This window comes from Halalkalibacter krulwichiae, from assembly GCF_002109385.1.
GTDB lineage: Bacteria > Bacillota > Bacilli > Bacillales > Bacillaceae_D > Halalkalibacter > Halalkalibacter krulwichiae.
The window spans coordinates 1,053,147-1,073,704 of the sequence record NZ_CP020814.1; the positions used below are offsets into that span (position 1 = coordinate 1,053,147).

Genomic DNA, 20,558 nt, shown 5'->3' on the forward strand with positions numbered 1-20,558 from the left:
GGACAAGTTACAAGGGGGCAAATGTACATAATGGCGTATGATAAAGTTTGGGCAGCTGAGCCTGAGAAGTTAAACAAAGACGAATTGAGAAAGTTAGAGAAAGATGGATTAGACATTTTAAACGATATTGAGACATACGCAAAAGAAGGTTTTGCGTCTATTCCAAAAGAAGACTGGAGCTTATTTAAATGGGCTGGTCTTTATTTACAGAAGCCGAAAGAAGATGGCTATTTCATGATGCGTGTTAATATTCCTTCAGGTGTAATCACAAATGAGCAAGCCGAAGCATTAGCGGGAATAGGTCGAGATTATGGTCGTGATGTAATCGATATTACCACTCGTCAAGCTATTCAGTATCATTGGCTGACAATAGAAAGCTTACCGGATATTTTTAAACGGTTGGAGTCTGTAGGGTTATCTTCCGTTGGCGCCTGTGGTGATATTCCTCGTACGATTATGGGGAATCCACTTGCTGGAGTAGATCCCAATGAATTACTAGATACGAGAGAGATCGTTGAAGATGTCTATCGCTTCTTTCAAAGAAATCCTGATTTTTCGAATCTCCCTCGAAAATTTAAAATGTCAATTTCATCAAATATTCATAATGCAGGACATGACCGAATTAACTGTATGTCATTTACTCCAGCAGTAAAAGTAATAGATGGAGAAGAAGTGATTGGGTTTCATGTGAAAGTAGGGGGAGGATTATCTGCAAAGCCTTATCTTGCTGAGGAACTAGATGTTTTTGTACGACCAGAGAGAGTGAAGGATGTTGCAATTGCCATTACTTCTATTTATCGTGATCACGGATACCGTGAAAAACGCCATCGTGCTCGTTTAAAGTTTCTAATTGCTGATTGGGGCGTTGAGAAATTCAAAGAAAAATTAGAGGAATATACAGGGGTACTTCCTACGAAGGGGACCTGTAAGCTTGAAAAATGGAATGGCGGCTATTTTTATGGGGTTCACCCTCAGAAACAAGAAGGCCTAAGCTATGTTGGGTTTAATGTTCCTGTTGGTCGTATGAATTCCGAGGAATGGTTTAATCTTGCTCGTATTGCAAGAGATTATGGAAATGGAGAAATTCGTACATGTAATACGCAAAACTTAGTTATTCCAAATGTTCCGAATGCGGAAGTACCAGCTTTGCTACAAGAATCTTTATTCGAACGTATTAAACTAGAGCCAAAGCATTTCATTGGTTATTCTGTATCCTGTACGGGAATTGAATACTGTAATTTAGCTCTCGTTGAAACAAAAGAGCGTATGAGACGTGTTGCAGAGTATTTAGATGAGCATGTTGATATTGACGTACCTGTTCGTATTCATATGATTGGCTGCCCGAATGCATGTGGACAACGTCAAATAGCTGATATAGGTCTTCAAGGTGTCTTAATGAGAAATAAAGAAAAACAGATGATTGAAGCGTTTGAGTTTTATGTTGGCGGTACATTAGAGACTGAGGTTGCTCAGTTTAATAATAAATTAAAAGGTAAGATCTCAGCAGAAGAATTAGCTCCGGCATTGGCATCTCTCCTTCGTTATTTTGAAGAGAATAAAGAGCCAAACGAAGTTTTCTTTGATTTCTATAGTCGAGTAGGTCATGAGGCGCTTCAAACAGCACTTGATGAGATCCTCGCACCAGCATAATGAATTTGTATCGCTTTGAAGTTGAGTTAGAAGACACTAGTGTTGAAGTTATAGTAGCGGCAAGCGCGGACGAAGTGGCGTTTGATACTGCTGAAAAAGAGGTAGAGAAAAACTACTTGAAACTGCCAATTATTTCTTCTATTACTTTATTGGAGAAAAAACCGATAAAAAAAGCGGTAGGATTTGTAATAGAATAAATTTGTGGGGATGTCTCAAGGGTCTGTTTTGACCCTTTGAGACGTCCCTCTTTTGTTTAATGAATAATATGCTTAATTCGAAGCAATGGATTTTAAAGCATTGGCAACATCAATTTCCCCAAATCCATAATATGGATCATGCCCTTCTGTTCCTAAATCTTTTGCAGTTGACCTGATTACTTCATAAACTTCGTTATTTGTAAGATCGGGTCTTAAAGAACGGATCAGTCCTGCAAATCCTGCGACATGTGGAGCAGCCATTGATGTGCCTGACATGACAACATAATTGTTATCTGGAAACAAACTTGGAATGTGTTCACCAGGAGCTACGACATCAACATGTTCGCCATAATTTGAAAAGAAAGCACGGTTTCTAGCATCATCGACTGCTGCAACAGTCAATACTTCGTCGTATAAGGCAGGATACATTGGATCTGCTACATTATCATTACCTGAAGCGCCAATTAAAATAACATCTTTATCGTAAGCGTACTTAATTGCATCGTAAAGCAAGTCAGAGGAGTAATAATCGCCAAGACTCATATTGATTACGTCAGCACCATGATCAACTGCCCAGTAAATGCCTTTTGCGACCTCGTAAGACGAGCCTTCACCTTCATCATTAAGAACTTTGACAGGCAAGATTGTACTATTAAAGGAGATCCCTGCAATACCGGTCACATTATTTGTGAGAGCAGCCGCAACCCCTGCGACATGGGTGCCGTGACCATGAGCATCTTGAAAGTTGTCAGAATCATCAATAGCATTATAGCCAGAACCGAGCTGATCTTTAATGTCGAGATGGTCAGGGTCGACTCCTGTATCCAGAACAGCTATTGTGACACCTTGCCCATCAGTGAATTTCCAACCCTCGTCGATTTCAATCTGCTCAAGATTCCATTGATAAGGTTCAAAAAATTCATCATTTGGGAGACTTGTTAAAACAGTTTGTTTCTCTTTAGGTTGTTGCTGTCTCTGCGGTTGAGTTCGGCGTTCTGTCCTTTCATTTGGAACGGTTGAGAAGATAGTAACTTGTTTTGAGATAACATAATTCGGCTCAACGATCGCTAAATCATAGTCCCGTCTTAAGCGACGAATGAGTTGTTCTGTTGATTCGTTTTGTGATTCAATAACAAATAATGGATTATTTGTTTCTAAAATAGTTAATTCAGGATGATCATTAAACCAGTTATTAGCTACTTCTGGGTGTTTGAACTTAATAACTGCTTGATTTGAATGATAAGGATGCTCTAACTGCTTTGGTCGTTGGTCATCGGAATGGACAACGATTTGCCAGCCTAATTCAGGGACAGTTTCAGACTGTAAATTTTCAGGGAGATCTTCTGTTGTTTCCCATTCTATTTCTGGATTTGCTCCTGAGACGAAAAAGGTACCGGTAGAATCAGCTACAGAAGCCATGTCTTTAACAAAAGATTTAACAAATGTTAAATCAACTTCGCCGACCACTGTTCGCCCGTCATCGAGTTTCTCACCCATTAACATGTATTGTTTGCCATCCACTGAGTATGGGTCAGAAAATTCACTTTTCATATGGTGATGAGTCAGCTTGGCTAAATCGAAACGCTTGACATTGCCTACTTGCTCAACGATCTCGTCTTCTTGCACGATTGCAAATCCGTTAAAATGAGGGTGTTCTGCTACTTCTTCTTTAAAGCGAGCTCTCATTTCATCTTTTTCTAAATCAGCATCAGCCCATCTTTGCATTTGGGCTGAAAGTTGTTTTAAAAACATAGAAGTTGTTAAGGAAAGATCCTCAGCCATTAGGTGATCCATAGCCGAAGTTTCTAAGCTCTCTGGAATCTGTTTCGTTTGAATAGAGTAATTATTGTCATCAATCAATGCTCGACCAATTATAGCGAGCCCGATTCCAACAAGCCCAACTATTAAGACGGTTTTCGCCATTCTCCACATCATTGGGTTTTCTCATCCTTTCTATTTCTAAAAAAATAAGCCATAAAAATTTCGTCGTCGTAATGGCTATTTATAATGACTTGTTCTTTTTGAATTCCTTCAACGACGAATCCTGCTTTTTCATATAGATGTTTTGCAACCTCATTTGAGGCGAACACGGTTAAACAAAGTTTGTGTAAGCGAGCGCGCTTACACCACTGCAACGTATAATCCATAATTTGTCTTCCAATCCCTTTACCTTGGGCATCTTCATGTAACCATGTTCGAAACAAGCCAGTGTGCCTCTTCATCTCTAATTCTCCGCGTATCACTCTGGCAATCCCTTTAACGACTCCATTGAGTTCGACCACAATATACATGTTTTCATCTCTTAACATTTCTTGAATAAAAGTTTGTTCTTCTTCTAGAGTTCTAGGTCTTTCTTTTTGAATTGATGCTCCTTCTTTAATAATAGAAGCCACTGCCTCAATTATTTGGGATGCGTCTTGTTTCTGAACTGGACGAAGAATAACAGTTGATGAATCCTTAGCTGTAAAGACTTTACTTAACTCATTTAATTTCTCCAATTGATTTCTCCTTTCTAGGTTTCCAGAATTCAGCAGGGTCATGATCAATATCGGTATCTAGAAGGTGTGAAAGAGGGACGATATCGATTTGTTCTTTTGTGAAAAGAGGAACTGTCCTCTCAATACCGGCATACGTTTCATTGCCCTTTATCCCGACATGTCCAATTCCTATCGCTTTTTTATTTTTCTTTGCTAATTTAAGTAATGAAGTCATTTGTTTTTGTACGTGTTGACTTGAAGAATGTGTATCATCTAAGAAAATACTGCGTGTTGCATAAGGGATCTTTAATTGTTCAGCGAGTGCTGGAATAACAGATTTAGAGCTCGTGCCACTGTCGACAACATATAAATGATTGTCTTTCGCTGTTTGAAGAATGAGCTTCATTATTCGTTCATCCTCCACAATCTTTGACCCCATATGGTTGTTAATCCCTTTAGCATGAGGAACGTTATCAATTGCCGCTTCAACTCTGTTAATAACTTCTTCATCGGAGAGGTCACTAGTAATCGCATTTGGACCTAGCCAGGAGGCTTTGCCTTTTTTAGGTTCCATCGGCATATGAATCATAACCTCAAGTCCAGCGTGGTGAGCTTTTTCTGCTTGTTCTGTCGAGTGTTCCATAAAGGGCATTATTGCAACGGTAATGGGGAGATCACCTTTTAAAAATGATTCGACCCCTTTTACATCTCCTCCAAAATCATCAATAATAATCGCTGCCAAGCCATGTTCATTCGCCCAAGCATTTGGAATCGTACATAAAGTGAAAAGGGAAATTAAGCTGGTTAAAAGCAACGCATACGAACGCATACGAACACCTCATTTAAGATATTTTACGTATAGTTTGTCAAAGAAAATAGGTTCTATGTTACAAAGATGAAAATACACGAAACATAAAAAAACATGTATAACGAGTAATCTCTGTTATACATGTTATTTACGAATATTAAATGCAGCATTCAATTGACCTCGAAGCATGCGATCTCGTACTTCTTGTTTTTTCATTTGTTTCTGTTCCATTTTGCGAATCTCAAATGTTTGCATACCATCTTCCATTTTATTAGCGATATCAAGTAAACGTTCAACATCCAAAAAGGAATATTTACGTGTTCCTCCTTTTGAACGTTCAGGATAAATTAATTTTCTTTCTTCGTAATACCGTATCTTTCGTTCAGACAATCCAGTCAATTCACTTACAATACCAATCGTAATTACTTTTTTATCTTTATATGAGGACACCCATTCCACCCCTTATTAAGTTAGAATGTTCTGATCTTTTTTTATCATAGCACAGCTTTATGTGGGAAACGACTGGGAATGTAAGATAATCTGACAAAGTTTATTGCAGGTTTAACAGTTCTTGTAAATGTAAGCACTTACGTTGAATAGTAGTAATTGTGATTAAAGCATTCTTGTATTATAATTTATTAAACATATCAAAAAACTCGGAATATAATTGACTTATGAAAGACGATTTCTTGATGTAGAATAGGGATAGATAGAATGATCAAAGGAGCGGAATAATGAAAAGAGGTTATGTATATTTAGTAGGAGCAGGACCTGGTGATATTCGATTGATTACAGTTAAAGGACAGCAATGTTTAGAAAGTGCTGATGTAGTATTATACGATCGTTTAGTCAACCCATTGTTACTGGAAAAAACAAAACCAGGAGCCGAACTTGTTTATTGTGGAAAGTTACCTGATCGTCATCTATTAAGGCAAGAGGCTATTAATGATTTACTTGTGCAATATGCGTTAGAGGGTAAGACAGTCGTTCGCCTTAAAGGTGGTGATCCTAGTGTATATGGTCGAGTCGGAGAGGAAGCGGAAGAGCTTGAGAAGCATGGGATCGATTATGAAATTGTTCCAGGGATAACAGCGAGTATTGGGGCGTCTACTTATGCTGGTGTACCTGTAACACATCGAGATCACGGTGCATCATTTGCGGTCGTAACAGGTCACGATAAATCACCAGATGGACAACCTTTAATGGATTGGAAAAGTCTAGCTAAGGCGATTGATACGATTGCTTTTTACATGGGAGTGAAGAATCTTCCTTATATTTGTAAGCAATTGATTGATAATGGACGTGATAAAGATACACCTGTTTTACTAATTCAGTGGGGAACATTAGGAAAGCAAAAGACGTTAAAAGGAACATTGGGGACAATTGCTCAGCTAGTAGCAGAACATAAATTTTCAAATCCGGCTGTCACGATTGTTGGGAATGTTGCTAACCTAAGAAAATCAGAAAGTTGGTTTGAGCGCCAACCTCTATTTAGTAAGCACATCTTATTCGGTCGAACATCAGGTGGAGAGAGCTCTATTGCTACTGAATTAACACGTCTTGGAGCAAATGTATTTGAATATCCACGCTTTGTTACGAAAGAACGCTTTTTTTCTAAAGTTGATTTTACAAAGTATGATGAGATTATTTTTCACTCACCGGAAAGTGTAGACGTATTTTTCAGAAAACTGAACAATGATCAGGTAGATATACGTACGATCAACGCTTCTTTCTTCGGCGCTTCATTAAAGTCGATAAACGCACTAAAAGCATATGCTTGTCTAGGAAAAGGCATTGAACAGTCTAATAAGGCGAGTAGAAAGGTAGTTATCGGTTCAATTTCGTTAGAGGAACAACCCGAAAAACGAAATGAGCTATATGGTGACCATGATTTTCTTGTTTCACACGAATCTGAGATTGTCGAGCAATCTAATTATACTTGTCAACGAATATTAGATGAGGATCGGATTGATACAATTGTGTTTCCTAGTGCTCAAGCTGTGAAGGTTGTGACAGAGCAGATTAAAGCATGCAATGAAACGCCTGAGTCATTATCAAGACGAGCAGATATAATATGCTTTGGTGAAGCGACGTTTGAAGCTGCAATAAAATCAGGCTATAAAGCTGACATTAAGTTAGAAGAACCATCAAAAGAATGTTTAATTAAGCAATTAACAAATTCTAATTTAATAAAAAGTGGGTGATGAGATGCAAGCTATTTTGTATATCGGCCACGGGAGTAGAGTTAAAGACGGGAATGTAGAACTTCAGCAATTTGTTGAGAAGGCAAAGTCTTCTCACCCTACTATTTTCATACAGGAATGCTGCTTTCTTGAATTGGCAGAGCCTACAATTGAAGAGGGAGTAGAAGCCTGTATCAAAAAAGGTGCAACAAAGATAGCTGTTGTACCCGTTTTATTGCTTACAGCAATGCATGCAAAGGTAGACATTCCCGAAGCGATCGATAGGATGAAGATAAAATACCCTCATATAGTTTTCACTTATGGAAGGCCGATAGGAATTGATAAAACAGTGATCTCCATTGTGAAGGACCGTCTAAAAACAGCCGGTTTACACATGGTTGATAAGCGACCTGATTATAATGAGCGCCAACCTATCTCCATCCTTCTTGTCGGAAGAGGGAGCAGCGACCCGGACAATACGAGTGATTTAATGAAAATAGCGAGATTAGTCTGGGAATTTACACCTGTTATGGATGTCGATGTTTGTTTTATTGCGGCAACGAGACCGAATGTTGATGAAGGGTTAGCACGTATGAATCGCATTCCAAATGACAGGGTTTATGTTGTACCATATTTATTATTTACAGGGGTATTAATGAAAGGTTTGCAGAAACAATTGGACGAATGGTCAAAGCAATCGGATAAAGAGTTTATTCTATGTGATTATTTAGGGTTTGATGATCAATTGGTTTCAATACTTGCTGATCGAGCTAAGGAAGTGCTAGAAGAAAACGTAAAGATTAACTGTGATACATGTTTGTATCGTCAAGCATGAGGAGTGGAAAATGAGCAACCTTCCATTGAATTTTAACTTGAAAGGGAGAAGAGCTGCTGTCATAGGAGGAGGAGCAGTCGCTTCTAGACAAGTTCCTAAATTACTTGAAGCAGAAATAGACGATGTTTTGGTCTATTCACCGGAACTTCATCAAGATTTACAAGCTTATCTTCCTAGAATAAAGTGGGTACAGGGCAAGGTTAATGAGGATTCTACTTTTGATGAAGACCTTCTTTTACTGACAACAAATGATTCTTCTTTACATCTAGCAATTTTTCAACAGCGAAAATCGTATCAACTTGTTTATCTGGCTGACAATCCTGAGTTAAGTGATTTTAGCTTTCCGAAAACGATCAGAAAAGGCCCACTAGCAATTTCAGCATCAACTGGTGGGGTGAGTCCATCCTATCTAAAACAACTTATGACTGACATAGAACAATTGATGGATTCTACGATTGAAAATGATTTACGTTTTTTAAAGAGCGTTAGAGAGCAAGTGTTAAACAGTCGATTACCCGCAAGTGATAGGAAACGACTATTGAACTATGTAGCTACGAAAGATTTTTTGCGAAGTCAGGATAGAGATCTTCTATTTAACCAACTGTTAAAGACCTATCTAGAACATATAAAAGAATAGAAATTTTGTTGTTTAAGTAAGCAGGAGAGAGGAATTAAGATGAAGATTAAACCTTTTAATGATGAGGTCATTGCAGAGACAACGGCTCATTTAAATCAACTAGCAAAACCGTTGGGAAGTCTTGGAAGGGTTGAGAAATTAGCTATACAATTGGCTGGAATAACCGAGGAAGCAAAGCCAGTCATAGAAAAGCCGGCAATTCTTGTAGCGGCGGCAGACCATGGAATTGTAGCTGAAGGTGTTTCGGCATATCCAAAGGAAGTAACGGCGTTAATGGTAGAGAACTTTGTTCGCGGCGGAGCCGCCATTAATGTATTTGCTAATCAAATTGGTGCCGAGGTGGCTGTTATTGATGTAGGTGTCAATGCAGATATTAGTACTCAACCTATTATTCATGAAAAGTTAAGATGGGGGACACGAAATTTTCTACATGAAGATGCAATGACAGAAGAAGAAGCCTTAACTGCTTTAACGGTGGGAAGAGAAGTAGCGGGAACATATATTGAAAAAGGACACCGGTTGCTTATTACTGGTGAGATGGGCATAGGCAATACGAGTGCCTCGAGTGCCTTAGTTGCAGCATTGACCGAAGAGCCTGTGGAAAAGGTAGTTGGAGCTGGAACTGGGTTAACTGAACAAGAAAGGCAAAAGAAAATTAAAGTAATAAAACAAGCACTTGAAAACCGCAAAGTTAATTCCAATATGTCACCGCTATCGGTTTTAGCAAAAGTAGGAGGCATCGAGATCGCGACTTTAGCAGGAATCATTTTAGAAGGAGCTGCCAGACAGACTCCTGTTTTAATTGATGGTTTTATATCTTCAGCTGCAGCTTTAGTCGCACTCAAATTAGAACCGGCTGTTCATCCTTATTTAATCATCGCTCATCAGTCAGTAGAAGTTGGGCATGAACGTTTATTGAAATATTTAAACATTGAACCGATATTGCAACTGAATCTACGTTTAGGCGAAGGGACAGGTGCTGCTCTTGCGTATCCAATTGTCGAAGCTGCTTCAAGAATGTTGAGAGAAATGGCAACATTTGAAGATTTAGGATTGTAATAAGTTCCTTACTAAAAAAGGGTGTCTCAACAGGTCTATGTTGACCTAGTTGGACACCCTTTTTGTGTTTACTTCGTGAATGATAATTTCGCGATTGCGTCATGTTGGTGAATAGACTCTTCGTTCCGACATTCAACTGTAAATGATTTGACTGCCTCATTTTCATAAAGGTCAGCAGCAACAAGACGGACAAGGTCCTCGACAAAACGAGGGTTCTCGTAAGCATGTTCCGTCACGGCCTTTTCATCAGGACGCTTTAATACTGGATAAAGTATAGAGCTAGCATTAGATTCTGCAGCTTCTAACAATACAGTTTTCCAATCAGCATCATGTCCTTCATCTACTGTAGCACTCATGGTTACAAAACTACGTTGGTTATGTGCACTGTATTCACTGATTTCTTTGGAGCAAGGGCAAAGTGTCGTAACAGCTCCTGTTAAAGTAATCACTGATGTATATCCTTTTTCTTCATCAAAAGATACATCGTATTTAACCTCAGCATGAGCCATGCCTTCTTTTTCCATAGCGGGGCTTGTCTTAGTAAAGAACCAAGGGAACGTTACTTGAACGTTTGCTGCACGTTGTTTCATCTCTCTTGCTAAGATGGCTGTGAATTCTCGTAACGTTTCATCTGTTAACAAGTGTGCTTGGAAGAAATTATGCAGTTGTTCGGTTAAACGACTCATATTTATTCCTTTGAAATCTTGTTCTAAGCTTGTTGTTAGTGCAAAGGTAGCTGTTGTCGTTTGAGTTGTAGGTGCAATCAATGATTCAATCATAACAGGATATTTCACGTCAGAAATTCCTACTTGTTGAATTGGAAAATAAAAATCAGCTGGTTTATTTTGGAGGTCGGGCATTTTTTCTTTTTCTGTTGGTTTCGTACCAATAATTGGCTCCACAGATCCAAAATGACGATGACGCTCTGCTTTTGGTGGTAAAGAACGTTTCATTTATTAATCACTCCTGAGTATTTAGTTCGAAATAAATTTGGCATAACTTATATATTAAAGAATCAAATCGTTTTTCTGACGGGTAAAAAAGTTGCTAGTTATGCTTCCTCCATATTACACTACAAAGGGAAAAGGAGACAAGAAAGTTGATTGAAAGCTGTCTACTTTAACTGATTATTGTTGAAATATGGAAAAAGGTAGGGGTTAAAATGAAAAAAGGGGCAAAACTTCTCATTGGGTTAGCTGTTATCTTGCTCATTTTGGGATTTGTTATTCCTGTGACGGTCAACCCGTCTAATGATACTAGAATCATTCTGGATCATACTAAGGAAGTTTATAGTACACCAGCATGTTTTGACCAAGCGGAGTTAACAAATAACTTAGAAGAGACAACGCTCGGATTTGCAAAAGAGATGAATTATGTAGCAGAGTCAGATTGTACTGAAACTGATTTAGTTGGTGAAAGGGAACCGTTTTTAATAAGCATATTTAAATAAAGAAGCAGGGATGACTTGAGGGGGAATTTACCTTTAAAAGTCATCCCTGTTTTTCAATTTAAGAGGCATTGACAAGAAATTGCGTGTATTGAATGTATCTCAGTGTTGAGTTTCCCTCAGGAAGAATTAGGAGGTAATGTCAGCTTATAACGTATTAGAATCCCTTTGCAGATCGAGTGAGATTATGTTATATTGGGAATGTTCTAAAAACTTGAAATCAAGAGATAATTGAAGAATAAGGGAGCTGGAGACAACAAATGAAGGTAGCGAAATTTGGAGGAACATCAGTTGCGAGTGCGGAGCAAATTAAAAAGGTAGCTGCCATTGTTGCAGAAGATCAAGACAGAAAAGTGATCGTTGTATCAGCACCCGGAAAAAGGGACAGCGAAGATACAAAGGTTACTGATCTTCTCATTCAATTAGGTGAAACAGTATTACAGAAAGGGGAAGCAGAAAAAGAGTTACAAGAAGTTATAAACAGATATGATGATATCGCAGAAGGGTTAGGATTAGGAAAGGATATCATAGCTACAATTGAGGCCGACCTGAGAGAAAGAGTCCAGTTTGATTTAAGTCGACCAGAATCATTTATGGACTTAATCAAGGCTAGCGGGGAAGATAATAACGCAAAGTTAATTGCAGCTTATTTCCAAAAAGAAGGATTAAATGCAATTTATTTAAACCCACTAGATGCAGGTCTATATGTGAGTGATGAGCCAGGGAATGCTCAAGTATTACCTGAAGCTTACGAACACCTAAGTAAGTTACGTCAGCGTGAAGAAATTATTGTATTCCCAGGGTTTTTTGGTTATTCAAAAGAGGGGACACTCGTAACATTTTCGCGTGGAGGTTCTGATATAACGGGGTCAATTCTTGCAGCAGGTGTTAAAGCAGATTTATATGAAAATTTTACAGATGTCGATTCGGTTTTTGCAGCCAATCCGAAGATTATTGATAATCCAGTAAAGATTAAAAAAATGACATATAGAGAAATGCGTGAATTATCGTATGCAGGATTTTCAGTTTTTCATGACGAGGCACTTTTCCCAGCATTTAGAAACGGTATTCCTGTATGTGTGAAAAATACAAACAATCCCTCATCTTCTGGTACAATGATTATTGCTGAAAGAGAATACTTCTTAAATCCAGTTATAGGAATTGCTGCAGATGAAGGTTTTGCAACGATTTATGTAAGAAAATACTTAATGAACCGGGAAGTTGGTTTTGGACGTAAACTTCTGGAAATTCTAGAAGATGAAGGCCTATCATATGAACATATGCCTTCTGGAATTGATGATACTTCTGTCATTCTGCGTCAAGAACAATTAACAGATGAGATAGAAGAAAGAATTACTGCACGCATTAATGACGAGTTATGTGTTGATGATGTGTATGTTGAGCGTGATTTTGCCATGGTTATGATCGTTGGTGAAGGAATGCATAATACAATTGGAATTTCTGCTCGTGCAACAGCAGCATTAACACGTGCAAATGTTAACATTGAGATGATTAACCAAGGTTCATCGGAAGTGAGTTTAATTTTAGGAATACATGCTTCAGATGCAGATCGAACTGTTAGGGAGTTGTACCAAGAATTTTTCGGTGGTGCAGATGAAACGGTACAATAATGAATGTTTAGCTATTAAAGCAGAACGATTTCCGTTCTGCTTTTTTCTATGTGGAAAGCAACCATTTTTCTTGAAAACTAGAAGCCCTTGCCAACAGATAAACATCAGCAAGGGTACATAAAACAAACAGACAATCCACATTTGCATTTTGAACGAGGCCTTTTTTGAGAAGGCTACCCTCGTTCGGTCAACTTTTGTATCATTGTCTTAAGTTCTTTGATTTCAGATTTAAGCTCTTTTAACTCATTGTTTTCCTCTTTTGCATGTTCCTCTTCATTTGCTTTTTCTACATTATTAACAATTACCCCGATAAATAAATTGAAGACAATAAAGGTTCCTACTAATATGAAAATGACGAAATAGATCCAGGACCATGCGAGTTCTTCAAATATTGGACGCATGACTCCGCTAGCCCATGATTCCAGAGTGACAACTTGAAAGAGAGTCAGTAGAGATAATTGTAAGTTTCCAAAATACTCTGGTGCCGTTTCGGCAAAAAGCATTGTTCCCATAACGGCAAATATATAGAAGATGATACTCATAAGGATCATAATGTTACCAAGAGCAGGGATTGTCATTAAGAGTGCGTCTACAAGTCGTCTTAAGGACGGTATGACTGAAATGGCCCGAAGAACCCTTAACACCCTTAAAATACGAAGAACCGTGATAAAATGAGCACCAACAAAAATATGCCCGGCAGCAACAATTAAGAAATCAAACCAGTTCCAACTACTTTTAAAAAAGTTTTTAGTTGGTTTCGTAGCGATAAATCGCATTGTAATCTCCAGCGTGAAAATCCAAAGCAAAATATAGTCAGCTAGAAAAAACCATTCTTTATACTCAATATATAAAGTGGGGTAGGTTTCTAAGCCGACAAGAATAGCATTAACAATGATAAGGCCTATAACCGCCATTGTAAAGGCACGATGAAAGACAATTCGTTGTATGGGACGAACAAATCGATTGTTCGATAACTCGGTATTGGAAATCTCCATAGGTAAATTAGGCTCCTCCTAAACTGCAATCTATCCATTATTTTACTAGATTTTTTTCAACTAAAAAAGCATTATTATAAATCGAACACTTGTTCTTGTTTTGTTGATTGTAATTGTGTATGATGTATGTAGGTAAAGGGGGAATAAAAATGGAAATACTGTTAAAGCGTAGTGTAAACAGTGCCCTGAAATTAGAAATGATTTATCAAGCAAATGATGGTTGCATTTCTCAGAGAGTCATCACTGTTCGTTCTTATAATGAGCAACATCTAATTGCTTATTGTCATGTACGCAAACAAAAAAGGATGTTCCGAAGAGATTCCGTTTTGTCTTTATCAAAATATGATCTAAGGGATTCGTCTCGAATGGTGAACTGATTCAATAGACGGAATCTTCAAAATAGCCTGATTAAAAAGTTCCCTTTCTAATTCCCATTTTAAAATTTCACTTACTGCTTCCGTTGCATAACCTTTGTTTTGGGCTGAGGGTTTAATTCCGTACCTACTTCAACAGTATAAGCATTGGGCTTACCTTTAAAACAAATATCACCAATAATAGTATTGTCTTTTTTATTGACAAGAAAATAATTGATAAATTTACTTCTATCAATTGCTTGGAAAAAGAGATAATAGAGAATATATCGAAGTTCCTAATAAATAGGTGGACAAAAAAGTTTTGATTTTGTCCACCTATTTCTATTTATTTATTTGTATTAAGAAAAACCGATCCAAGTTCTTTTGATCGTTCAATTGCTCTTGTAATAGCGTCTGTAACAGCTTCTTGGGTCTGGCGTTCTTCTAAGACTTTAATACCTGCTTCCGTTGTTCCGTTGGGACTCATTACTTCTTGATACAATTCTCTCGAAGATTTCTTTGTTGATTGTAGTCGTTTTCCAACGCCTACAATCGTTTGAGAAATTAAAGTAGCTGCTTCCTCCTTCGATAAACCTGCTTGCTCTGCCGCTAGCTCCATTGCTTCCACAACATAGTAGAAATAGGCTGGGCCACTTCCTGCAATACCTGTTACTGCATCTAGTTTATCTTCTGTTACGACGGTAACCGTTCCGACCGCTGAAAATAGTTGTTCGACTTCATTTAATTGTTGATTGGTTGCATAAGAACCTTTGCAAATACCAGTTGCAGAAGCCCCAACTTTAGCAGAAGTATTTGGCATGGTTCTAATGACGCCCGCTTGATGTCCAAGTAAGTCTTCAATATAAGAAGTAGGGATACCTGCGAGAACGGAGACAAACAATTGACTTTCGTTCGTCATAGACTGTACGGCATCGATAGCATCTTTAACATGTTTTGGTTTCATAGCTAAAATGATAATATCTCCTTCTTTAACCGCTTCTGCTCGGTTAGAGTTTGTTCGGATGCCATATTCTTGTTCAAGATAATTAAGCTTTTCTTGGTCGCTTAAATTAGTCGCAATAATTTGTTGTGGAGCAACGACTTGAAGCCGCACAAGTCCTCCAATGACAGCTTCTGCCATTGATCCAGCTCCTAAAAAAGTAATCGTTTTATTCTCTAACAATTGATCCTCACCTAGCCTTTCACTTGCCCGCTTCCTTGGACGATGTATTTGGTTGACGTTAAGGCTTCTAGCCCCATTGGTCCTCTTGCATGAAGTTTCTGTGTGCTGATTCCAATTTCAGCTCCAAAACCAAATTCGAAGCCATCTGTGAAGCGTGTAGATGCATTGTGATAAACAGCTGCCGCATCTACTCTGTTTAAAAAGGCTACAACATTGGCTGCGTCTTCACTAATGATGGATTCAGAGTGCTTTGTGCCGTATGTGTGAATGTGAGTAATAGCTTCTTCCAGCGTATCAACGATTTTTATTGCTACTATTAAGTCAAGAAACTCATTTTCCCAGTCAGCTTGTTCCGCTTGTTTAATGCGATTATCCCATGTTTGTGTCTTTTCATCACCGACGAAGGACACATTTTTTTCAGCGAGGGCATCAAGTAATTCTTGAAAATGTTCTTTTGCCCATTGTTGATCAACTAGAATGGTTTCTATTGCATTGCAAACAGATGGACGCTGGGTTTTCGCGTTAACAGCAATGGAAATCGCCATCTCCTTTTTAGCTGATTCGTCAATAAATAGGTGGCAGTTACCAACACCTGTTTCAAGTACAGGGACAGAAGCGTTTTTAACAACTGATTGAATAAGAGAAGCTCCTCCTCTTGGAATAAGAACATCTAAATACTCATTTAATGTAAACATCTCTGTTGCAGTATCACGACTTGTGTCTTCTAGCAATTGAATAGCTTCAATTGGAATATTCGTTTGTTCAAGAGCACGTTGTACAACTTTAACGAGTGCAGTATTTGAATGAATTGCAGAAGAGCTTCCACGTAATAAAACGGCATTTCCTGCTTTTAAGCATAAGCTTGAAGCATCAATCGTAACGTTTGGTCGTGCTTCATAGATCATTCCGATGACACCGAGTGGGACACGAACTTTATTTATTTGAAGCCCATTTGGACGTGTATGGCTAGAGAGAACTTCTCCAACTGGATCTTGTAAAGAAGCTACTTGTTTTAATCCTTCAGCCATATCGTGCAATCGTTCAGACGTTAATGTAAGACGGTCAATTAAACCTTCCGGAGTTCCATTGCTACGAGCAACTTGGATATCCTTTTCGTTCTCTTCTAATAAGTATGCCTCTTCTTGAAGAAGTTGTTTTGCAATTTTGTTAAGCGCATTATTTTTTTCTTCAGTCGTAAGTGTTGAAAGGAATCGCGCGCATTCGCTTGCTTTTTTAGCTTTTGATAATAGTTCACTCATCGTTTCATCGTCTCCTTTAAATATGGGACCCACTCATTTCGGTGAATCACCACCGGTTGTTTATGTTTTTCGGTATTTTCCTTTGTGGCACGGAGCTCGTTCACTTCTTCTAATGGAATATTGGCTTTACCTCTTCCGAGAACTTGTTTCTTAACATTGCACACTTCAATGACATCCCCTGATGAAAAAGATCCATTTATTTCTATGATGCCAACAGGTAATAAACTTTTGCCGCGATGTAAGATTGCTTGCTCGGCTCCTTCGTCTATCGTCAAGCGAGCGGCGATGGTTGAATGAATAGCGATCCATTGCTTCGTAGTTGGCATAACAGCTTCGTGTTGAAAGGAACCAATGTACGTGCCGTCACCTTTTCCACTTAAGATGTCTATGAACGTCTCAGGGCAATCACCTTTGCCGATAAAGACATTAACACCTAGAGTTAATGCGGTTTGAGCTGCGCTAACCTTAGATTTCATTCCACCTGTTCCAACTTTTGAATTCGAGTCACCAGCCAGAGCCAAGAGGTTATCTGTTACATAAGGTAAATAATTAATTTTTTTAGCTTGTGGATTTTTCTGAGGATTGTCATCGTACAAGCCATTAACGTCGGTCATAATGCAAAGAGTATTTGCATGAATTAACCCGCTTACTAAGGCGGACAACATATCATTATCCCCAAAGGTTAACTCTTCAATAGAAGTTGAATCATTTTCATTAATAATAGGAATCGCGCCTCTTTTTAATAATTCAGTTAATGTAGAGTAAGCATTTCCGTAACGTGTTTCATCTGAGAAGTCTTGTCTAGTCAGTAGAAGCTGGGCTGGCGTCAATTGAAAATAAGCGAATTGCTCTATATAAGCTTGCATAAGCATTGCTTGGCCAACTGCCGCAGCGGCTTGCTTTCCTGCAATGGTAACTGGACGGCTTGGATAGCCAATGGCTTTAAAGCCTGCAGCAACAGCTCCAGAAGAGATGACAATGACTTCATGACCAGCTTCTTTTAGCTGAGCAATTGCTTTGACAAATCGTGTGACTTTCTCGATACTCAAGGCCCCTTGATTTGTCGTCAATGAACTACTACCAATTTTTACAACTAGCCGTTGTCGATTCATGTTCTCTCCTCTTTCTTTTATACATAATGCATGAAAAATATAAAAAACTCATCCGTCCTTATAAAAGGACGGATGAGTTACATCCGCGGTACCACCTTTGTTGGCGTAAAGCCCACTCTTACCCGTAACGTGGGGAACGGTCAACCTCATTGACTAGCTCCAGGGCAGGTTCAACAATATTAGCGGTGATGACCCTTTCAGCCGGTGAGGTCACTCTCTTTTCACATAATGAATTGTTTACTAATCCCTATCAACGCTTTTTCGTATTGTTTCTATTAATTATATGAGGGAGAGGGGGATAGAGTCAACTAAAGATTTGATTTAGGGTGGTGAAAAGGAGTTACAATCTTGTAAGATAAAGGTAGTAAGAACTGATGGGAGAGTATGCGGAATAATGAAAAAAACAGTTTGGGTAACAGGTGCTTCAAGTGGATTAGGGTGGAACATCGCGCTAGAAGCAGGAAGAAAAGGCTATCGAGTTATTTTATTAGCAAGAAATGAGAAAAAACTACATACATTAAAGGAACTCATTGAAGGTGAGGGGGAGAAGCTGTTGCTTTTACATTGGATATGAGTAAGGCAGCTGAAATGGAATGTTTAGTGGAACAAATCATGGAAAAAGTGGGACGAATAGATGTTCTAATAAATAACGCTGGCTTTGGTGTGTTTGAAAGAGTTGAAGAAACAAAGGTCGAGATTATTGAAGAAATGTTTTCGGTTAATGTCGTTGGACTCATTGCCTTAACAAAAGCTGTACTTCCTTATATGTTCAATGAAGGTCAAGGACACATTATCAATATTGCTTCTCAAGCAGGGAAACTCGCTACACCAAAGTCAAGTGTGTATGCCGCAACAAAACATGCCGTCCTTGGCTTTACAAATGGATTAAGAATGGAGTTGATTGACCGAAATATTACGGTCAGTGCAGTGAATCCAGGTCCAATCAAAACTCCTTTTTTTGACCGGGCAGACCAGGAAGGGATGTATGTGAAAAATGTGCGGAAATGGATGCTTGATCCACAAAAAGTAGCAAGTGCTACAGTCAGGTTGATAGAAAAGCCGAAGCGTGAATTGAATTTACCTCAGTGGATGAATATGGGCTCAAGATTCTATCAGTTGATGCCAACATTGGTTGAGAAAATAGCTGGAAAGAAGTTGAATCAAAAGTAGGTGGGGATTTAATGAAGAACAGGTATCATTGTTGTGCGACATGCCGTCATTTTGCTGTTCTGAAAAAAGAGGGAGGAGGTATTCTTTATAAATGTGTAAGATTAGGTTTTGAGACAAAAACGACTTACACCTTTCATTGCTGGGACCCAAAGGAGCATATTAGAGCTCGTATGAAGAAAGAAGGTTACTCGTCGTCTTGACCAGCAAAGAAGGAGTAAACAACATCGTGAATCACGTCTCTAATTGGCTCTTTGTTATCGTTCATAATTTTAGAAAGTATCTTTTTAGTTAGATCCTCTTCTTCTTCTTGTGATAAAGGTAGGCCTATGTCTTGTTCGGTATAAGATTTTGTTACAGAATGTATTTGTTTTTTAATTAAGGTAATGTCCATAATTCCTCCTAGAGTTGCTATCATGATTCATTATAATATCTAAGCAGAAGCAAATAAAGTGTTTGACTTTTGAAGTATCAGCCCTTTAAAATAAATGCGGATATAAACTAAAACCCTATTTTGCTAACCTTAGCGGTAGGGAGTGGACTTTTCTAGAGAAATCTATTTTCACCACACGTAGCTTTTACGTGTGGTTTTTGTTTTGCATTGAGAGAGGGAGGATATGTATGAAAAAGTGGCATTATGCACTAATCGTCTTAGCAGGAGGCTGTTGTTATGGTATTTTATCAACCTTTGTGAAACTCGCATACTCGGTTGGTTTTTCCCTTACCGAAGTCGTGGGTGGGCAATTTATCATCGGTACAATATGTATAAGTTTATTAGCATTGTTTTCAAAGCGGATACGGTTAACGGTGCGTGAAAAGTTGTTAATTGCTACTGCAGGTGTTCCGATGGGGTTAACTGGAATTTTCTATTATCAATCGCTTCAGTCATTAGATGCTTCATTAGCAATTATTTTTTTATTTCAATTTATTTGGATTGGCTCTTTTCTCGAATGGTTAATGGAAAATAAAGGTCCGTCCAATCAAAAGCTATTATCAATATTTATCTTATTATTAGGATCAATTTGTGCTGCTGGTTTGTTAACAAGGGAAATCAGCTTCAATGCTGTAGGGGCAGGATGGGGCTTAGGGGCTGCTCTTATGTTTGCGGTTTTTATATATTGTAGTGGTACGGTGTGCAGGCACGTTCCGCCGATTCAAAAGAGTGCTTGGCTTGCATATGGAGGGTTAGTCATTGTAATGCTTATCCTACCTCCTATTTTTTTAGTGGAACAATTGGTTATTGTAGAACTTGTACCGTATGTTTTTGTTCTAGGACTCTTTGGAGTTGCGCTCCCACCTTTATTATTTTCAATTGGTATGCCGCATGTTGGTGCTGGACTTGGAACTATTTTGTCAGCTTCTGAATTACCTGTTGCAATTATACTGTCCGCTTTTGTACTGCGAGAATCAGTAGATTATATGCAGTGGACTGGTGTATTAATGATCTTGATTGGTATTGCAATAGGAAACAAAACAAGGAGTGAAAAGAACCATCATAGTCGAAAAGGAGAATCAGATGTAGGGTTCTAACACAATAGTACGAATGACTGATAATTAATAAGGCG

At 38.4% G+C, this 20,558-nt stretch carries 20 protein-coding genes, 1 pseudogene and 1 other annotated feature; of the genes and pseudogenes, 11 read left to right on the forward strand and 10 right to left on the reverse strand.

Annotation, left to right across the window (positions count from 1 at the left end):
• Positions 1–30: 30 nt before the first annotated feature.
• Both BkAM31D_RS05530 and BkAM31D_RS05535 read left to right on the forward strand, forming a co-directional pair.
• Positions 31–1,650, forward strand: a complete 1,620-nt coding sequence (locus BkAM31D_RS05530; protein ID WP_066153901.1) for a nitrite/sulfite reductase — start codon at positions 31–33, stop codon at positions 1,648–1,650.
• Positions 1,650–1,847, forward strand: a complete 198-nt coding sequence (locus tag BkAM31D_RS05535; protein WP_066153904.1) for a DUF3906 family protein — start codon at positions 1,650–1,652, stop codon at positions 1,845–1,847. Before BkAM31D_RS05530 ends, BkAM31D_RS05535 begins: the two co-directional genes overlap by 1 nt.
• A 72-nt stretch (positions 1,848–1,919) precedes the next feature.
• Here BkAM31D_RS05535 and BkAM31D_RS05540 read toward each other — a convergent pair whose 3' ends face one another.
• The 4 genes from BkAM31D_RS05540 to BkAM31D_RS05555 all read right to left on the reverse strand — a co-directional run bounded on the left by BkAM31D_RS05540 (position 1,920) and on the right by BkAM31D_RS05555 (position 5,582).
• Positions 1,920–3,782, reverse strand: a complete 1,863-nt coding sequence (locus BkAM31D_RS05540; RefSeq protein WP_235820405.1) for a S8 family peptidase — start codon at positions 3,780–3,782, stop codon at positions 1,920–1,922.
• Positions 3,779–4,345 (reverse strand): GNAT family N-acetyltransferase, encoded by a 567-nt coding sequence (locus BkAM31D_RS05545; protein ID WP_235820407.1) that lies wholly within the window; start codon positions 4,343–4,345, stop codon positions 3,779–3,781. The genes BkAM31D_RS05540 and BkAM31D_RS05545 overlap by 4 nt, the downstream gene beginning before the upstream one ends.
• Positions 4,329–5,153 (reverse strand): divergent polysaccharide deacetylase family protein, encoded by an 825-nt coding sequence (locus BkAM31D_RS05550; protein WP_066153909.1) that lies wholly within the window; start codon positions 5,151–5,153, stop codon positions 4,329–4,331. The genes BkAM31D_RS05545 and BkAM31D_RS05550 overlap by 17 nt, the downstream gene beginning before the upstream one ends.
• Before the next feature lie 123 nt (positions 5,154–5,276).
• The gene (locus BkAM31D_RS05555; protein WP_066153913.1) at positions 5,277–5,582 is read right to left on the reverse strand and encodes a MerR family transcriptional regulator; all 306 of its coding nucleotides are present in this window, start codon (positions 5,580–5,582) and stop codon (positions 5,277–5,279) included.
• Positions 5,583–5,866: 284 nt separating this feature from the next.
• Here BkAM31D_RS05555 and cobA point away from each other — a divergent pair, with 284 nt between their 5' ends.
• From cobA to cobT, 4 genes are read left to right on the forward strand one after another with little or no spacing between them, the layout of a single operon-like run.
• Positions 5,867–7,336 (forward strand): uroporphyrinogen-III C-methyltransferase, encoded by a 1,470-nt coding sequence (cobA, locus tag BkAM31D_RS05560; RefSeq protein WP_066153916.1) that lies wholly within the window; start codon positions 5,867–5,869, stop codon positions 7,334–7,336.
• Between the two features lie 4 nt (positions 7,337–7,340).
• Positions 7,341–8,150 (forward strand): sirohydrochlorin chelatase, encoded by an 810-nt coding sequence (locus BkAM31D_RS05565; RefSeq protein ID WP_066153919.1) that lies wholly within the window; start codon positions 7,341–7,343, stop codon positions 8,148–8,150.
• A gap of 10 nt (positions 8,151–8,160) precedes the next feature.
• The gene (locus BkAM31D_RS05570; RefSeq protein WP_066153922.1) at positions 8,161–8,787 is read left to right on the forward strand and encodes a precorrin-2 dehydrogenase/sirohydrochlorin ferrochelatase family protein; all 627 of its coding nucleotides are present in this window, start codon (positions 8,161–8,163) and stop codon (positions 8,785–8,787) included.
• A 39-nt stretch (positions 8,788–8,826) separates the two neighbouring features.
• Positions 8,827–9,846: a nicotinate-nucleotide--dimethylbenzimidazole phosphoribosyltransferase gene (gene cobT, locus BkAM31D_RS05575; protein ID WP_066153925.1), complete on the forward strand. Its 1,020-nt coding sequence runs from the start codon at positions 8,827–8,829 to the stop codon at positions 9,844–9,846.
• 68 nt (positions 9,847–9,914) lie between these two features.
• Here cobT and folE2 read toward each other — a convergent pair whose 3' ends face one another.
• Complete coding sequence (folE2, locus tag BkAM31D_RS05580; protein WP_066153928.1) at positions 9,915–10,799, reverse strand: GTP cyclohydrolase FolE2; 885 nt, start codon at positions 10,797–10,799, stop codon at positions 9,915–9,917.
• 209 nt (positions 10,800–11,008) lie between these two features.
• On the opposite strand from folE2, the gene BkAM31D_RS05585 reads away from it, so the two are divergent.
• Both BkAM31D_RS05585 and BkAM31D_RS05590 read left to right on the forward strand, forming a co-directional pair.
• On the forward strand, positions 11,009–11,296 hold the full coding sequence (locus tag BkAM31D_RS05585; RefSeq protein WP_066153930.1) for a hypothetical protein: 288 nt from the start codon (positions 11,009–11,011) through the stop codon (positions 11,294–11,296).
• Positions 11,297–11,553: 257 nt separating this feature from the next.
• Positions 11,554–12,924, forward strand: coding sequence for an aspartate kinase (locus tag BkAM31D_RS05590; RefSeq protein ID WP_066153932.1), 1,371 nt, complete (start codon positions 11,554–11,556; stop codon positions 12,922–12,924).
• 173 nt (positions 12,925–13,097) lie between these two features.
• Here BkAM31D_RS05590 and BkAM31D_RS05595 read toward each other — a convergent pair whose 3' ends face one another.
• Positions 13,098–13,919, reverse strand: a complete 822-nt coding sequence (locus BkAM31D_RS05595) for an ion transporter (RefSeq protein WP_066153936.1) — start codon at positions 13,917–13,919, stop codon at positions 13,098–13,100.
• A gap of 149 nt (positions 13,920–14,068) precedes the next feature.
• On the opposite strand from BkAM31D_RS05595, the gene BkAM31D_RS05600 reads away from it, so the two are divergent.
• Positions 14,069–14,296, forward strand: coding sequence for a hypothetical protein (locus BkAM31D_RS05600; protein ID WP_066153939.1), 228 nt, complete (start codon positions 14,069–14,071; stop codon positions 14,294–14,296).
• Between the two features lie 322 nt (positions 14,297–14,618).
• On the opposite strand, the gene proC is transcribed toward BkAM31D_RS05600, so the two are convergent.
• From proC to proB, 3 genes are read right to left on the reverse strand one after another with little or no spacing between them, the layout of a single operon-like run.
• Positions 14,619–15,455 (reverse strand): pyrroline-5-carboxylate reductase, encoded by an 837-nt coding sequence (gene proC / locus BkAM31D_RS05605; RefSeq protein WP_084372166.1) that lies wholly within the window; start codon positions 15,453–15,455, stop codon positions 14,619–14,621.
• A gap of 11 nt (positions 15,456–15,466) precedes the next feature.
• Positions 15,467–16,714 carry a glutamate-5-semialdehyde dehydrogenase gene (locus BkAM31D_RS05610; protein WP_066153942.1) on the reverse strand — a complete coding sequence of 416 codons (1,248 nt, stop codon included), beginning with the start codon at positions 16,712–16,714 and terminating at the stop codon, positions 15,467–15,469.
• Positions 16,711–17,826 carry a glutamate 5-kinase gene (gene proB, locus BkAM31D_RS05615; protein WP_066153944.1) on the reverse strand — a complete coding sequence of 372 codons (1,116 nt, stop codon included), beginning with the start codon at positions 17,824–17,826 and terminating at the stop codon, positions 16,711–16,713. The genes BkAM31D_RS05610 and proB overlap by 4 nt, the downstream gene beginning before the upstream one ends.
• 61 nt (positions 17,827–17,887) lie before the next feature.
• Positions 17,888–18,089: a binding site (T-box leader), on the reverse strand.
• A 131-nt stretch (positions 18,090–18,220) separates the two neighbouring features.
• Here proB and BkAM31D_RS05620 point away from each other — a divergent pair.
• A pseudogene (locus BkAM31D_RS05620) lies at positions 18,221–18,996 on the forward strand (SDR family NAD(P)-dependent oxidoreductase).
• A gap of 184 nt (positions 18,997–19,180) precedes the next feature.
• Here BkAM31D_RS05620 and BkAM31D_RS05630 read toward each other — a convergent pair.
• Positions 19,181–19,387, reverse strand: coding sequence for a YqzH family protein (locus BkAM31D_RS05630; RefSeq protein WP_066153953.1), 207 nt, complete (start codon positions 19,385–19,387; stop codon positions 19,181–19,183).
• Between the two features lie 227 nt (positions 19,388–19,614).
• Between BkAM31D_RS05630 and BkAM31D_RS05635 the strand changes: the two genes are divergently transcribed.
• Positions 19,615–20,523, forward strand: a complete 909-nt coding sequence (locus BkAM31D_RS05635; RefSeq protein WP_066153956.1) for an EamA family transporter — start codon at positions 19,615–19,617, stop codon at positions 20,521–20,523.
• Positions 20,524–20,558 lie beyond the last annotated feature (35 nt).

What these genes read in the sequence shown, in the direction of transcription:
- proB (WP_066153944.1), bottom strand. Translation starts at nt 17,826, where the DNA reads ATGAATCGACAACGGCTAGTTGTAAAAATTGGTAGTAGTTCATTGACG.
- BkAM31D_RS05600 (WP_066153939.1), top strand. Translation starts at nt 14,069, where the DNA reads ATGGAAATACTGTTAAAGCGTAGTGTAAACAGTGCCCTGAAATTAGAA.
- BkAM31D_RS05585 (WP_066153930.1), top strand. Translation starts at nt 11,009, where the DNA reads ATGAAAAAAGGGGCAAAACTTCTCATTGGGTTAGCTGTTATCTTGCTC.
- BkAM31D_RS05630 (WP_066153953.1), bottom strand. Translation starts at nt 19,387, where the DNA reads ATGGACATTACCTTAATTAAAAAACAAATACATTCTGTAACAAAATCT.
- BkAM31D_RS05540 (WP_235820405.1), bottom strand. Translation starts at nt 3,782, where the DNA reads ATGATGTGGAGAATGGCGAAAACCGTCTTAATAGTTGGGCTTGTTGGA.
- BkAM31D_RS05595 (WP_066153936.1), bottom strand. Translation starts at nt 13,919, where the DNA reads ATGGAGATTTCCAATACCGAGTTATCGAACAATCGATTTGTTCGTCCC.
- BkAM31D_RS05590 (WP_066153932.1), top strand. Translation starts at nt 11,554, where the DNA reads ATGAAGGTAGCGAAATTTGGAGGAACATCAGTTGCGAGTGCGGAGCAA.
- BkAM31D_RS05570 (WP_066153922.1), top strand. Translation starts at nt 8,161, where the DNA reads ATGAGCAACCTTCCATTGAATTTTAACTTGAAAGGGAGAAGAGCTGCT.
- BkAM31D_RS05535 (WP_066153904.1), top strand. Translation starts at nt 1,650, where the DNA reads ATGAATTTGTATCGCTTTGAAGTTGAGTTAGAAGACACTAGTGTTGAA.
- folE2 (WP_066153928.1), bottom strand. Translation starts at nt 10,799, where the DNA reads ATGAAACGTTCTTTACCACCAAAAGCAGAGCGTCATCGTCATTTTGGA.
- BkAM31D_RS05550 (WP_066153909.1), bottom strand. Translation starts at nt 5,153, where the DNA reads ATGCGTTCGTATGCGTTGCTTTTAACCAGCTTAATTTCCCTTTTCACT.
- BkAM31D_RS05635 (WP_066153956.1), top strand. Translation starts at nt 19,615, where the DNA reads ATGAAAAAGTGGCATTATGCACTAATCGTCTTAGCAGGAGGCTGTTGT.
- BkAM31D_RS05530 (WP_066153901.1), top strand. Translation starts at nt 31, where the DNA reads ATGGCGTATGATAAAGTTTGGGCAGCTGAGCCTGAGAAGTTAAACAAA.
- cobT (WP_066153925.1), top strand. Translation starts at nt 8,827, where the DNA reads ATGAAGATTAAACCTTTTAATGATGAGGTCATTGCAGAGACAACGGCT.
- cobA (WP_066153916.1), top strand. Translation starts at nt 5,867, where the DNA reads ATGAAAAGAGGTTATGTATATTTAGTAGGAGCAGGACCTGGTGATATT.
- BkAM31D_RS05565 (WP_066153919.1), top strand. Translation starts at nt 7,341, where the DNA reads ATGCAAGCTATTTTGTATATCGGCCACGGGAGTAGAGTTAAAGACGGG.
- BkAM31D_RS05610 (WP_066153942.1), bottom strand. Translation starts at nt 16,714, where the DNA reads ATGAGTGAACTATTATCAAAAGCTAAAAAAGCAAGCGAATGCGCGCGA.